The organism is Streptomyces tendae, from assembly GCF_014650435.1.
GTDB lineage: Bacteria > Actinomycetota > Actinomycetes > Streptomycetales > Streptomycetaceae > Streptomyces > Streptomyces tendae.
Map to the genome: position 1 here is coordinate 239,629 of NZ_BMUY01000005.1, position 12,496 is coordinate 252,124.

Annotated in this window: 11 protein-coding genes; 6 read left to right on the forward strand and 5 right to left on the reverse strand. The window is 72.4% G+C overall.

Going from position 1 to position 12,496, the window contains the following annotated elements; translation table 11 throughout:
• Genes IE258_RS15905 through IE258_RS15915 form a run of 3 tightly spaced genes read left to right on the forward strand, consistent with a single transcriptional unit; the run spans position 1 to position 2,217 of the window.
• Positions 1-801 (forward strand): iron-sulfur cluster assembly protein, encoded by an 801-nt coding sequence (locus tag IE258_RS15905; RefSeq protein WP_229892129.1) that lies wholly within the window; start codon positions 1-3, stop codon positions 799-801.
• Between the two features lie 11 nt (positions 802-812).
• Positions 813-1,850, forward strand: coding sequence for an NAD(P)-dependent alcohol dehydrogenase (locus tag IE258_RS15910; protein WP_189743983.1), 1,038 nt, complete (start codon positions 813-815; stop codon positions 1,848-1,850).
• 43 nt (positions 1,851-1,893) lie between these two features.
• On the forward strand, positions 1,894-2,217 hold the full coding sequence (locus tag IE258_RS15915) for a putative quinol monooxygenase (protein WP_159324609.1): 324 nt from the start codon (positions 1,894-1,896) through the stop codon (positions 2,215-2,217).
• Positions 2,218-2,237: 20 nt separating this feature from the next.
• On the opposite strand, the gene IE258_RS15920 is transcribed toward IE258_RS15915, so the two are convergent.
• Complete coding sequence (locus tag IE258_RS15920; protein WP_189743985.1) at positions 2,238-5,864, reverse strand: protein kinase domain-containing protein; 3,627 nt, start codon at positions 5,862-5,864, stop codon at positions 2,238-2,240.
• Between the two features lie 26 nt (positions 5,865-5,890).
• On the opposite strand from IE258_RS15920, the gene IE258_RS15925 reads away from it, so the two are divergent.
• Positions 5,891-6,541 carry a DUF7019 family protein gene (locus tag IE258_RS15925; protein WP_189743987.1) on the forward strand — a complete coding sequence of 217 codons (651 nt, stop codon included), beginning with the start codon at positions 5,891-5,893 and terminating at the stop codon, positions 6,539-6,541.
• Positions 6,542-6,592: 51 nt separating this feature from the next.
• Here IE258_RS15925 and IE258_RS15930 read toward each other — a convergent pair whose 3' ends face one another.
• Positions 6,593-7,015 (reverse strand): secondary thiamine-phosphate synthase enzyme YjbQ, encoded by a 423-nt coding sequence (locus tag IE258_RS15930; RefSeq protein ID WP_087810710.1) that lies wholly within the window; start codon positions 7,013-7,015, stop codon positions 6,593-6,595.
• A gap of 82 nt (positions 7,016-7,097) precedes the next feature.
• Between IE258_RS15930 and IE258_RS15935 the strand changes: the two genes are divergently transcribed.
• Positions 7,098-8,177, forward strand: a complete 1,080-nt coding sequence (locus IE258_RS15935) for an NAD(P)-binding domain-containing protein (RefSeq protein ID WP_189743989.1) — start codon at positions 7,098-7,100, stop codon at positions 8,175-8,177.
• A gap of 12 nt (positions 8,178-8,189) precedes the next feature.
• Here the strand turns inward: IE258_RS15935 and mltG are convergent, their stop codons facing one another.
• Positions 8,190-8,951 (reverse strand): endolytic transglycosylase MltG, encoded by a 762-nt coding sequence (gene mltG, locus IE258_RS15940; RefSeq protein ID WP_373309758.1) that lies wholly within the window; start codon positions 8,949-8,951, stop codon positions 8,190-8,192.
• Positions 8,952-9,201: 250 nt separating this feature from the next.
• Entirely contained in the window at positions 9,202-11,004 is a 1,803-nt protein-coding gene (locus IE258_RS15945) for an ABC transporter ATP-binding protein (RefSeq protein ID WP_189743991.1), read from the reverse strand.
• A gap of 147 nt (positions 11,005-11,151) precedes the next feature.
• On the opposite strand from IE258_RS15945, the gene IE258_RS15950 reads away from it, so the two are divergent.
• Entirely contained in the window at positions 11,152-11,619 is a 468-nt protein-coding gene (locus IE258_RS15950; protein WP_142198301.1) for a MarR family winged helix-turn-helix transcriptional regulator, read from the forward strand.
• 53 nt (positions 11,620-11,672) lie between these two features.
• On the opposite strand, the gene IE258_RS15955 is transcribed toward IE258_RS15950, so the two are convergent.
• Positions 11,673-12,431, reverse strand: coding sequence for a L,D-transpeptidase family protein (locus IE258_RS15955; RefSeq protein WP_189743993.1), 759 nt, complete (start codon positions 12,429-12,431; stop codon positions 11,673-11,675).
• Positions 12,432-12,496 lie beyond the last annotated feature (65 nt).

Sequence of the window (12,496 nt, forward strand, 5' to 3'; positions counted from 1 at the left end):
ATGTGGGCCGCGCAGCTCGGGGCGGCGGCGCGCGCCGCACTCGACACCGTCTACGACCCCGAGCTGGACGAACCGATCACCGACCTCGGCTTCGTCCGCTCCCTGACCGCCGACGACGGCCGGATCACCGTGCACCTGAGGCTGCCGACGTCGTTCTGCTCCCCCAACTTCGCCTACCTCATGGCGTCCGACGCCAAGGACGCGCTCAGCGCGCTGCCCGGCGCCCGTGAGGTCACCGTCCTGCTCGACGACCACCACGACTCCGACCTGATCAACCGGGGTCTGGCGGCCGACGCCGGCTACCGCGGCACCTTCGGCCACGAGGCGGAGCGGGACCTGGAGGAGCTGCGGGACGTCTTCCGGCGCAAGGCGCACACGGCCGCGATGGAGAGGGCGCTCACCGCGCTGCTGCGCGCCCGGCCCGGCCTGGCCGAGGAGCGGCTCGGCGACGTGGTGCTCGGCGACCTGCCGAACACGGCGGCCACCCGCGCCCTGCTGCGCCGCCGCGCCGCGCTCGGGCTCGGCACCGCACCCACCGATCCGGCCCTCGTGGACGACGAGGGCCGGCCCGTCCCGCCCGGCGAGATCCCGCTGCGCCTGCGGTTCGCGCGCTCCGTACGCATCTCCGTCGACGGCAACGCGCACTTCTGCCGCGGGCTGCTGCGCACCCGCTACCCCGACTCCGCCGCCGACCAGGCGCCTCGCTCCTGCGACGGCCAGAACCCGGTGGCCGCCGCCGAGGACGGCCCGGCGAGCGAGGAGAAGACCACACGAACCCGGAACGCAGGGCAGATCGTATGAAGACAGAGCGCATGAGGGCGGTCCAAGTCGTCGGCTACGGCGGCCGGCCGCTCGACAACGTCCGTATGACCGAGGTGCCGGTACCCGAGGTCCGCGGGCCGCACGACGTGGTCGTGCGGATCGGCGGCGCCGGGGTCTGCCGCACCGACCTGCACGTCCTGGAAGGACAGTGGGCCGAGAAGTCCGGCGTCACCCTGCCGTACACCATCGGGCACGAGAACGCGGGCTGGGTGCACGCCGTCGGCAGCGCCGTCACCCATGTCGCCGAGGGCGACAAGGTCATCGTCCACCCGCTGATGACCTGCGGTCTGTGCCGGGCCTGCCGGGCCGGTGACGACGTCCACTGCGAGCAGTCGCAGTTCCCCGGCATCGACACCGCGGGCGGCTACGCCGAGTACCTGAGGACGTCCGCCCGCAGCGTGGTGCGACTCGACGACTCCCTCGAACCGGCCGACGTGGCCGCGCTCGCCGACGCGGGCCTGACCGCCTACCACGCGGCGGCCAAGGCGGCCCGGCGGCTGCGCCCCGGCGACCGGTGCGTGGTCGTCGGGGCGGGTGGTCTCGGGCACATCGGCATCCAGGTGCTCAACGCGCTCACCGCCGCCGAGATCGTCGTCGTCGATCGCAACCCGCAGGCCGTGGAGCTCGCCCGGTCCCTCGGCGCCGACCACGGCATCGTGGGCGACGGCGATCACGTCGAGCAGGTCCTGGAGCTGACCGGCGGCCACGGTGCCGAGGTCGTCGTGGACTTCGTCGGCGAGGGCGGCGCCACCCGCGACGGCGTCCGCATGCTGCGGCGGGCCGGCGACTACCACGTGGTCGGTTACGGCGAGAACATCGACGTCCCGACGATCGACGTCATCTCGTCGGAGATCAACTTCATCGGTAACCTCGTCGGCAGCTACCTCGACCTGTGCGAGCTGATGGTGCTCGCGGCCGAGGGCCGGGTACGGCTGCACACGGCGACGTACCCGCTCGACCGCTTCCGGGACGCGCTGGCCGACCTGGACGCGGGCCGGGTGCGCGGCCGCGCCGTCCTCGTACCGTGACCGGGGAAGTCCACTCGGTCCCGCAATCACAGAAAGCGAACCCATGATCTTCATCACGGCGAAGTTCCAGGTGCTCCCCGAACACGCGGACCAATGGCCGGAGATCGCCGGCGACTTCACCCGGGCCACCCGGGCGGAACCCGGCTGCCTCTGGTTCGACTGGTCGCGCAGCGTCGACGACCCCACGGAGTACGTGCTGGTCGAGGCGTTCCGCGACGACGAGGCGGGCGCCGCCCACGTCCAGTCCGCGCACTTCCGCGCCGCGCAGCAGAAGCTGCCCCGCCACCTGGCCCGCACACCGCGCATCGTGAACACGACGGTCGACCAGGAGGGCTGGTCGGAGCTGGGCGAGATGGCGGTGGAGTAGGACGCCGGGGCCCGCCGCGGTCACCGCCGGCGGCGGGCACGGTGCCGGAGCAGCCTCTGGCGGACTCCCTCCGGACGGAGCCCGCCCAGGCCGGCCCGCCGGAGACGGGTGAGCAGTTCCTCGAAGCTCTCGCTGTCGTGGTGCTGGTCGAGGTAGGGCTGCGCCCGTTCGTCCCAGTCGACCGGTTCGGGCACGGCCACGTCCCAGTCGATCTCCCAGACGCGGAGTGTTCCGTCCCCGCCGAGGGAGACCGCGCGGGTGCCGTCCTCGCTGACGCGCACCCGCTTCAGTACGGTGTGCCCTTCCAGGACGTGGACGCAGTGGCCGGTGGTGACGTCCCAGATGCGTACCGCCTCGTCCATGCCCGCCGAGAAGGCGAACCGGCCGTCGGCGGTGAGGTCGACACCGAGCACGGGATGGGTGTGGCCGGCCATGAGCCGCAGGCACCGTCCCGTGGCCAGGTCCCAGTACCGCACCGTGGCGTCCCAGCCCCCGGTCACGGCGAAGCGGCCGTCCGCGCTCACCTGCACGGCGTCGACACGGTCGGCGTAGCCCTCGAGAGCGCGCCGGCGCCTGCGGTCGCCCGCCCAGTAGACGACGCCCGAGTACTGCAGGGCGGCCATGACGACGCGGCCGTCCGCGCTCACACTGACCGCGTTGACCTGTTCCAGCTCGCGTCGGGAGGGGCCCTCGGTGTAGTGCGCGGTGCGGCTCGGCCCGCGGAACGCGCGCAGCCGGCTGCCCTCGGCGAGATCCCACAGCCGCAGCACCCCGTCTCCGTTCTGCACCAGAGCGGTGCGGCCTGCCCGGTCCACGGCGACCGACATCCAGCTGGAGTTCGGTTCGCCCAGGTCCCGCACGGGGGTGCCGGTCCGCAGGTCCCACAGCCGGACGTCGCGCGAGGCGTGGCCCACGACCGCGTGGGAGGCGTCGACCGTCATGGCGAGGACGCTGACGTCGTCTCCGCCGTGCTCGGCGAGAGCGAAGGTGCGGGCGGCCCGGCCGGTGTCGAGGTCCCACAGGACCATCGTGTGTCCGCGCGTGGTGGACAAGGCGTGTCGCCCGTCCCCGCTCACCGCGACGTCCTGGTACCAGAACGTGGCCTCTCCGGGGAGGGTGATGCTTCTCGCCTGCCAGACGGCCCTCAGGCCGACGCGTTCGGCGCCGGTGAGGAGCCGGCGCCAGGCGACGACCACGGACGCGTCCCGTTCGTAGCCCGGAAGCGTACGTGCTTCGGAGAGGCTGCTCAGGGCCCGGGACATGTCCCCTTGGGCGGCTGCGGACTCACTCGCCGCGAGGAGGGTCCGCAGCCGGTCGTCGAGCTGCCGCACGCGGGCGTGCGGGCGGGGGCGGCAGACGCGCAGCGGCGCCCGGTGGCCCCTGGGCAGTCCCCAGGACCTGACGGTGTCGTTGTTGCTGACCGAGTGGGCCCGTCGCCCCTCCCGGTCGATCCGGACGGGCATGTGCAGGGACTCGTTGGCGAACAGCAGCCGGGCCCGTTCGTCACGGTGTCCTTCGAAGGTGCGCAGGCAGCGGCCGTCGGCGGTGTCCCACAGGCGCATGTCACCGCCCCGGGTGGCGGTCAGTACCAGTGCGTCGTGCAGCCAGAGCTCCTCGACCGCTTCGCCCAGCACGTGCCGGCACTCCCCGGTGTCCAGGTCCCACACGCGCAGGGCTTCGTGCCCGCCGGTGACGGCGGTGCGGGCGCCGTTGCCGATCGCGACCGCGTTCAGCCGGTCGGGACTGGTGAGGCCGCGTACGTACCGTCCGCTGCGCAGGTCCCACACCTGGACGGTGCCGTCGTCCGCGCCGGAGGCCAGCAGCGATCCGTCGGCGGAGAACGCGAGTGAGCGGATCCGGTCGGAGGGCCCCGTCAGTTGGAGCACGGTCCGACCGGAGGCGACGTCCCACACCAGGACCGGGTTCGGCTCGCCCATCGGGGCGACGACCGCGCCGGCGAGCAGTGCGCAGCCCGGTCCGAGGCGGAGGGCGCTGACCTGTCCCCGGCTCCCCGTCATCACGCGTGCGTGGCGGTCGGTCCCGGCTTCCCACACCCGCACGGCGGTGCCCGTCCCCCAGGCAGCGAGTCGCCCGTCGTCGCCGAGGTCCAGGGCCGTCACGGCCTCATCGCTCTCCACGACCCGGAGGTCCGGGGGCGACAGGGAGAAGAGGTGCAGCGGGTACCGGTCGGGCTGCCGGCGGTAGCCGAACAGGTAGGTCCGGACGTTGCGCGGTACCGGGTCCCGGATCACCCGGGCCGTCATGGCGACCCGGCCGTCGGTGCTGAGGGAGGCGGCCGTCATCCACTCCGTGCCGCGCTCCTCCCGCGTCCGCGCGCCCCTGCGGGTCAGAACGTGCTCCTCCAGCCCGTCCCCGAGGGTCCCTGCCTCGGCCTGCCGGAGGACCGCGCCCACCTCGGGTTCGCCGTCGTCGGCGGCAGCCGCCTCCCGCAGCAGGGGGAGCGCGGCGTCGAGGTCGCCCCGCTCCAGGTGGAGTTGGCCCAGCAGGTAGGCGCCCTCCCACCGGCCGGGGGCCGCGGTGCGGGCGACGGACATGGTCGCCACCGCCGTCTCGTCGCTGATCTCGCCGCGGCGCCAGCGCAGGGTGAGCGAGTTGAACGTGGCTTCCAGGTGGGTGGGGTCGATCCGCAGTGCCTCCCGCAGGGTCTGCTCGGCATGCGTGTCCTCCCCGAGGTCGAGCCGGGACAGCGCGTGGTTGTTCAGCTCGTCGGCGCGCAGGGCGGCCTCGGCGGGGGCTGTCCTCGGGTACGGACCGACCGCGTGTTCGTGGAGGTCGATCAACTCCTCGGCGATCTCGGCCATGGTGCCGGGGCGCTGCGACGGCTCGTGGCGCAGGCAGCGCCCCAGCAGCCGGGCGAGGCGGTCCGGCATGGCGGCAGCGGTGCCTCGGTCGGCCAGCGTCGTCGGCGCGTTCGGTCCCTCGCCCCAGGTGGCCGCTCCGACGAACATCTCCAGGACAGTCACCGCGTAGCTCCACACGTCGGTGCGACGGCCCAGCGGCCGGCCCGCCACCTGCTCCGGCGACGCGTACGCGGGCGTGTAACCCCCTGCGGTGACCGCGACGCTGACGCCTCCGCGGCCTTCGGCGGCGCCCTCCTCGACCGCCAGGATCGCCCGGGACCTCGACAGGCCGAAGTCGGTCACCTTCGCCGTGCCGTCCTCGTCGAGCAGAATGTTGGCCGGTTTGACGTCCTGGTGGACGACGCCGCGCCGGTGCGCGTGTTCCAGCCCCCACGCCACCTGGATCGCCAGGTCCAGCCGGAAGCCCAGCGCCCGCTCCGGCTCCATGCCGCGCAGCCGGCCCTGGTCGAGCAGGTCACGCAGGCTGCCGCCGGCGGCGTACTCGGCGAAGATCCGCGGGATGCCGTCGACCGCGCGCACGTAGAAGCAACTGCACAGGTGGGGGTGGAGACCCAGGGAGATCCACGTCCTGGCCTCGGCCAGGAAACCCTCCCGGCCGACCGGGTGCCGGAACAGGGCCGGCCGCGGGCTCTTGACGGCCAGGTCGACGTCCCAGCCCAGGTGCCGCACCCGGTAGACCAGGCCCATTCCCCCGTGCAGGTGCACACGCGTCACCCGGTACAGGCCCTCGATCTCGTCACCGACCCGCCAACTCGCCCCCGTCACCACGAAATCTTTATTAGCATCACGGGGTGTCGTTCCACTACTACCTGTACATCAGCGACAGCAAGGTCGACATGCTGCTGCCGCAGATCGACCCGGCCCACGCCACCAAACGCGGATCCGAGGTCGGGCTGAGTCTGTCGGTGCTGTCCTTCAAGAAGACCGCCGAGCAGCCCCCTCACGACCGCACCGCCCGGCTGGAGCGCGTCCTGCGGTATCTGCAGGACCACGGCGACATCGGTTCCGTCGACCAGCCGGGGCAGTTCTTCGGCGGGCTGCTCCCGGTGCAGTGGGGCCGCTTTCCGGGAGCCGCCTCGATGGTGTTCGCCGGGGGCCGTACGGAGCGGACGGTGCTCGCGCTCGGCGGGTCCGGGCGGCACCTGCTCGGCGCCGTACCCAACATCGACCAGGCCGACCCCGCGTGGTCGCACCTGCCTCCGCTGCTCGACGGACTGGCCTCCGACGTCGAGGACGAGATGCTCGTGGAGGCCGCCGAACAGCCCGGCGACCGCCTCGACCGCGGGGACGCGGCCGCGCTGGCCACGGTGCGCCGGGCGGTCGACAGGCTCACCGGACCGGCCCAGAACGTCGAATTCGTCGCCAAGCGCCTCCTGCACGGAACGGTGGACGGCCAACCGGTGCTCCTCGGCTCCCCCGTGTACCTCGCCCTCGTCGACTGAGCGCGCGCCACCGGCCGGAGTCCGCCCCCTGCGGTGACGGCTGACGCGGCCCTAGCCGAGGAACGACAACCGCACCTGGCGGTCGGGATTGTCCCTGTTGGTGTCGACCAGGCACACCGACTGCCAGGTTCCGAGTTCCAGGCGGCCGCCGATCACCGGCAGCGTCGCGTGCGGGGGCACGAAGGCGGGCAGGACGTGGTCGCGGCCGTGCCCGGGGCTGCCGTGGCGGTGCTGCCAGCGGTCGTCGGCGGGGAGCAGGGTGTGCAGGGCGGACAGCAGGTCGTCGTCGCTGCCGGCGCCGGTCTCGATGATCGCGATCCCGGCGGTGGCGTGCGGGACGAAGACGTTGAGGAGGCCGTCGCGGCCGGACGCCGCCTCGCGCAGGAAGGACTGGCACTCGCCGGTGATGTCGGCGACCCGCTCCGCCGAGCCGGTGGCGAGGTTGAGGACTCGGGTGGTGAAGGCATCTGGCATGACCCCATCGTGACACCCGGGGGAGCCTGCTCCCGTCCTGACACCGGGGAAGATCGGGGCCTGCCATGCCGTTGGTAGAAGCGTGAACAACACACGCAAGGTCGAGGTCGTCGTCATCGGTGCCGGTCAGGCCGGGCTCGCCGCCGCCTATCACCTGCGGCGCACGGGGTTCGAGCCGGAACGCGACTTCGTGGTGCTCGACCACTCCCCCGGGCCCGGCGGCGCCTGGCAGTTCCGCTGGCCGTCCCTGACGTACGGCAAGGTGCACGGCATGCACGCCCTGCCCGGGATGGAGTTGACGGGCGCGGATCCTTCGCGGCCGTCCGCCGAGGTGGTGAGCGGGTACTTCGCCGACTACGAGCGGACTTTCGACCTGCGGGTGCTGCGGCCGGTCGACGTGCGTGCCGTGCGCGAGGGGACGGACGGGCGGCTGTTCGTCGAGACGTCGGCCGGGTCCTGGTCGACGCGTGCGCTGATCAACGCGACCGGCACCTGGGACCGGCCCTTCTGGCCGCGCTATCCGGGGCAGGAGACCTTCCGGGGGCGTCAGCTGCACACCGCGCAGTACGCAGGGCCGCAGGAGTTCGCCGGTCTGCGCGTGGTCGTGGTCGGCGGCGGTGCCTCGGCCACGCAGCACCTGCTGGAGATCGCCCCGTACGCGGCGGCCACCACGTGGGTGACCAGGCGGCCCCCCGTCTTCCGCGAGGGGCCCTTCGACGAGGACGCGGGCCGGGCGGCGGTGGCACTCGTGGAGGAACGGGTGCGACAGGGGCTGCCGCCGAAGAGTGTCGTGTCGGTGACCGGGCTGCCGCTGAACGACGCGGTCCGTGCCGGGCTGGAGTCGGGTGTGCTGGACCGGCAGACCGTGTTCGACCGGATCACGCCCGAGGGGGTGGAGTGGAACGACGGGCGGCGGGTGACCGCGGACGTCATCCTGTGGGCGACCGGGTTCCGGGCCGCCATCGACCATCTGAGGCCGCTGCGGCTGCGGGAGGCGGGGGGCGGTGTCCGTGTCGAGGGGACCCGATCGGTCGCCGACCCGAGGGTCCATCTCGTCGGCTACGGTCCCTCCGCCAGCACCATCGGCGCCAACCGGGCGGGCCGCGCGGCCGTGCGGGACATCAGGCGGCTGCTGGCGGAAGGGGAGCCGGTCGCCGCGTGACGCCCCGGCCGGTCACGTGGCGGCCTCGGCACCGGCCTTCTTCGAGGCGCTCTGCTGGAGGCGGTTGAACTCGTCGACGTTGCGCTGGTGTTCGGCGTAGTCGGCGGTGAAGCGCGTGTCGCCCGGCTTGACCGTGACGAAGTAGAGCCAGTCACCGGGAGTCGGGTTGATCGCGGCACTCATCGCCGCGTCGCCCGGGTTGGCGATGGGGGTGGGCGGCAGCCCCATGCGCTGGTACGAGTTGTAAGGACTGTCGATCTTCGTGTCCTTGTCGGTGGTCTTCAGGGTGGAACGGCCCAGGGCGTAGTTGATGGTGGAGTCCATCTGCAGCGGCATGCCGCGCTCCAGCCGGTTGAAGATCACCCGGGCCACCTTGCCCATGTCCTCCTTGGCGGCGGCCTCCGCCTGCACGATGCTGGCGATGGTGACCGCCTGGTAGACGTTGAGCGCGTTGCGCTGGGCGCCCGCGGCGACGGGTGCGCCGGTGAACCTCTTGTTCGCCGTGTCGACCATGGCCGTCAGCAGCTTCTCCGGGGTCGGGTTCTCGCCCAGCGGATAGGTCGCGGGGAAGAGATAGCCCTCGGGGTTGCCCTCGGCGTCGTTCGGCAGCTTGAGGTCGGCCTTGGCCAGGGACTTCTTGGTGGTGCCCGCGGGCAGGGCGAGGGCCTTGTCGACGGCCGCGTAGACCTGGGTCGCGCGCCGGCCCTCCGGGATCACCAGGGAGGTCGGGCGGGACGTGCCCTCGTCGTCCGTCGTCAGCAACGGCACCGCCACGGCGGTACCGGCGACGACGGCGCCGACCGCGATCAGGGCGACACGGCCCCGGCGCGTCAGCCGGATCGCCCTCCTGGGGCTCCGCGGGCTCTTGGGGCTCTGGGGACCTCTGAGGCCTGTGGTGCCCCTGAGGCTCCCACGGGGACCTCTGGCGCTCCTCGCGCTCCTCACACTTCTCGCGCTCCGTGGCGGAGTGTTCATCTGCATGCGGGCACGGTAACCCCCATAGAGCCACAAACCCGGCATATCTTCATCTTGTCGGTTCCAGTCGGGCGTCCCGGCGGACCAACGCGGCGTACCTCCCGTCCTGCGCCAGCAGCGCCTCGTGCGTGCCCTGTTCGGCCAGGCGTCCGGAGTCCAGGACCACGATCCGGTCGGCACCCCGGACGGTGGAGAGGCGGTGCGCGATGGTGATCGTGGTGCGGTTGGCGGACAGGGCGTCGATGGCGCCCTGCACAGCGGCCTCGGTGCGGGTGTCCAGGGCGCTGGTCGCCTCGTCCAGGACGAGGACGGGCGGGTCGCGCAGGATGGTGCGGGCGATGGCCAAGCGCTGCTTCTCACCACCGGAGAAGCGGTGGCCGCGCTCGCCGACCACGGTGTCGTAGCCCTCGGGCAGTGCGGCGATGTGGTCGTGGATCTGCGCCGCCCTCGCCGCCGCCTCCAGCTCCGCGTCCGTGGCGTCCGGCTTGGCGAAGCGCAGGTTCTCGGCGACGGAGGCGTGGAAGAGGTACGTCTCCTGCGAGACGACGCCGACCGCGCGGGCGAGGGTGTCGAAGTCGAGGTCGCGCACGTCGACCCCGTCGAGGGTGACCCGGCCGCCCGTCACGTCGTACAGCCGCGGCACCAGGTGGCCGAGCGTGGACTTGCCGGCGCCGGTGGGACCGACGACGGCGAGACTGCTGCCGGCCGGGACGGTGACGTCGATGCCGTCGAGCACCGGGCCGCCCTTGCCGTCGTAGCCGAACTCGACGTTCTCGAAGCGGACCTCGCCCTTGACGTGGTCCAGGTGGACGGGATCCTCCCGCTCGGTGATGTCGATCGGCAGGTCGAGGTACTCGAAGATGCGCTGGAACAGCGCGAGCGAGGTCTGGATCTGCACACCGGTCGACAGCAGGCTCACGGTCGGGCGGAACAGCCCCTGCTGGAGCGAGACGAAGGCGACGATCGTGCCGAGGGAGACGTCGGGGCCGCCGAGTTGCAGGGCGATGCCCGCGGTCCAGTAGATGACGGCCGGCATGGCGGCCATGACGATCGTGATGACGGCCATCCGCCAGCGGCCCGCCATGTTCGACCGCACTTCCAGGTCGACCAGGCTCTCGGACTCGTCGGCGAAGGCGCGGGTGAGCGAGTCGGACCGGCCCATGGTGCGGCCGAGCAGGATGCCGCTGACGGAGAGCGACTCGGTGACCGTGGCGGCCATCGCGGCCATCTGCTTCTGGCGCCGAGTGGTGATCTTCCTGCGTTCCCTGCCGACGCGGCGGCTGATCCACACGAAGACCGGGAGCAGGAGCAGCGAGACGACGGTGAGGCGCCAGTCGAGGACGACCATGGCGACGATCGTGGCGACCACACTGGTGAGGTTGGAGACCAGCGAGGTCGCCGTGGAGGTGACGGTGGCCTGCATGCCGCCGATGTCGTTGGCGATGCGGGACTGGACCTCGCCGGTGCGGGTGCGGGTGAAGAAGGCGAGGGACATCTGCTGGAGACGCCCGTAGACGGCGGTGCGCAGGTCGTGCATGACGCGCTGGCCGACGGTCGTGGAGATCAGGGTCTGCAGCACGCCGAAGACACTGGTGAGGACGGCGCCGAAGATCATGCCGAGGGCCAGCAGGCTCAGCAGGCCCGTGCGCCCCTCGGGGATGGCGACGTCGAGGATCTCCCTGAGCAGGAAGGGTGTGGCGACCGACACCAGGGACGCGGCGCCGACCAGCAGGCCGACGATTGCGAGCCGGCCGCGGTAGGGACGGAACAGCTTGAGGATGCGCCGCACCTGCCGGGGCTGTTCCTTGGCGTCGGCGGGTGCGGTCCAGGCGGATGCGCGATCGGGGTGCATGGGCTCCTTCGGAGGCGGCGAGGGGTGGCCTGCGAAGCCTTCGGAGCGCAGACCTGCACGGCCTGCCGCAGGGGTTCGCGGACCTTACGGATCATAGGTCATTGTTACCTATACTCACAATGAACTTCATCCTGATATTGTTCCCCCATGACCGCCCCCGATCCCGACGGCCTGCTCGCCGAGCAGCTGCTGCGGCTCACCCGCCGGGTGCACCGCATCCAGAAGCGCCATCTCGAGCACCGCGACCTCGGCATCACCCCGGCCCAGTCCCGGCTGCTGCGCACGCTGGCGCACTACGGCTCGCCCCCGCGCATGGCCGACCTCGCCGAGCGTCTGGAGGTCGTGCCCCGGGCGGTGACCACCCTGGTCGACGGGCTGGAGGCGGCCGGGAAGGTGCGCCGCGTCCCGGATCCCGCCAACCGCCGGGTCATCAGGATCGAGCTCACCGACGACGGGCGAGCGGCCCTCAGGGAGCTGCGCGGTGCGCGCCGGTCCGCCGCCGAGGAGATTCTGGCCCCGCTCACGGACGAGCAGCGCGCGGTGCTGGGCGGGCTGCTGGACACCCTGATCGACGGGCCCGGGGCCGACACGGGCGAGGGCCGCCGGACGGCGTGACCCGGACGGTCGCGGTGGACCGGTAACCGCCCGGCGTGCCGAAGGGCCCGCGCTCAGGACTTCAGGTGGGCCCTGTCCCCCATCACCACCACGGGGTGCCGGTCCGGGTCCAGGGTGCGCAGCAGGTACTCCATCGCGGGCTTGGGCAGGCTGACGCATGCCGACGTACCGCTGCCGTGATCCATGTGCAGCCAGATCGAGCCGCCCTTCGAGGTGCCCTCGGGGCGGGTCGGATCGTTCGGCGGGGTGCCCTTGACGCGGTTGTAGTCGATGGCGATGACGTAGTCGAAGTCGTGCCAGTACGATTTCGCCCACCAGCGCGGTGCCGCGAAGCTCGCCGACCTGGTGTACGGCAGTCCCGCGCCGGAGGCGGGATCCGGGTCCGGGAGCACTCCGCCCGCATCGCTGAGCGTGAACACGCCGACGGGGCTGCGCTTGTCGTTCTCGTGGTGGTCGGTCGTCCACCCCTTCGTGCCGTTGTGCGCCGCCCAACTCCGCGCGCGGTGCCAGACGGAGCCCTGCTTCGTGTAGAGCACGACCGTGGAGTCGGCGGAATCCCTGCCGTCTCCGTACACCGCGACGACCTGGCGCGAGTCGCCGGGGATGCGCTTCTGAAGCCGGGCGCCGACGTCGGGGATCCTCGTCGGGTCCGCCGCCGCACTGCTCCGCCCGGCCCCGCCCGGCGGATCGCTCGCCCGGGAGTCCGCCCCGCCGCCCGACGAGCCGCCGCAGGCGGACAGCGCCGTCACCGCGAGCAGGGATCCAAGGGCCGCCGTCGCGACCGCCGTACGCCGTCCACCACCACGTGCCATCCGTCCATCGTCGCACCCGCTGCGGACATGCCGTCACCACCGGGGCGCTGGGGGGCGGATGGATG

What these genes read in the sequence shown, in the direction of transcription:
- IE258_RS15905 (WP_229892129.1), top strand. Translation starts at nt 1, where the DNA reads ATGTGGGCCGCGCAGCTCGGGGCGGCGGCGCGCGCCGCACTCGACACC.
- IE258_RS15910 (WP_189743983.1), top strand. Translation starts at nt 813, where the DNA reads ATGAGGGCGGTCCAAGTCGTCGGCTACGGCGGCCGGCCGCTCGACAAC.
- IE258_RS15915 (WP_159324609.1), top strand. Translation starts at nt 1,894, where the DNA reads ATGATCTTCATCACGGCGAAGTTCCAGGTGCTCCCCGAACACGCGGAC.
- IE258_RS15930 (WP_087810710.1), bottom strand. Translation starts at nt 7,015, where the DNA reads ATGCCAGATGCCTTCACCACCCGAGTCCTCAACCTCGCCACCGGCTCG.
- IE258_RS15945 (WP_189743991.1), bottom strand. Translation starts at nt 11,004, where the DNA reads ATGCACCCCGATCGCGCATCCGCCTGGACCGCACCCGCCGACGCCAAG.
- IE258_RS15950 (WP_142198301.1), top strand. Translation starts at nt 11,152, where the DNA reads ATGACCGCCCCCGATCCCGACGGCCTGCTCGCCGAGCAGCTGCTGCGG.
- IE258_RS15955 (WP_189743993.1), bottom strand. Translation starts at nt 12,431, where the DNA reads ATGGCACGTGGTGGTGGACGGCGTACGGCGGTCGCGACGGCGGCCCTT.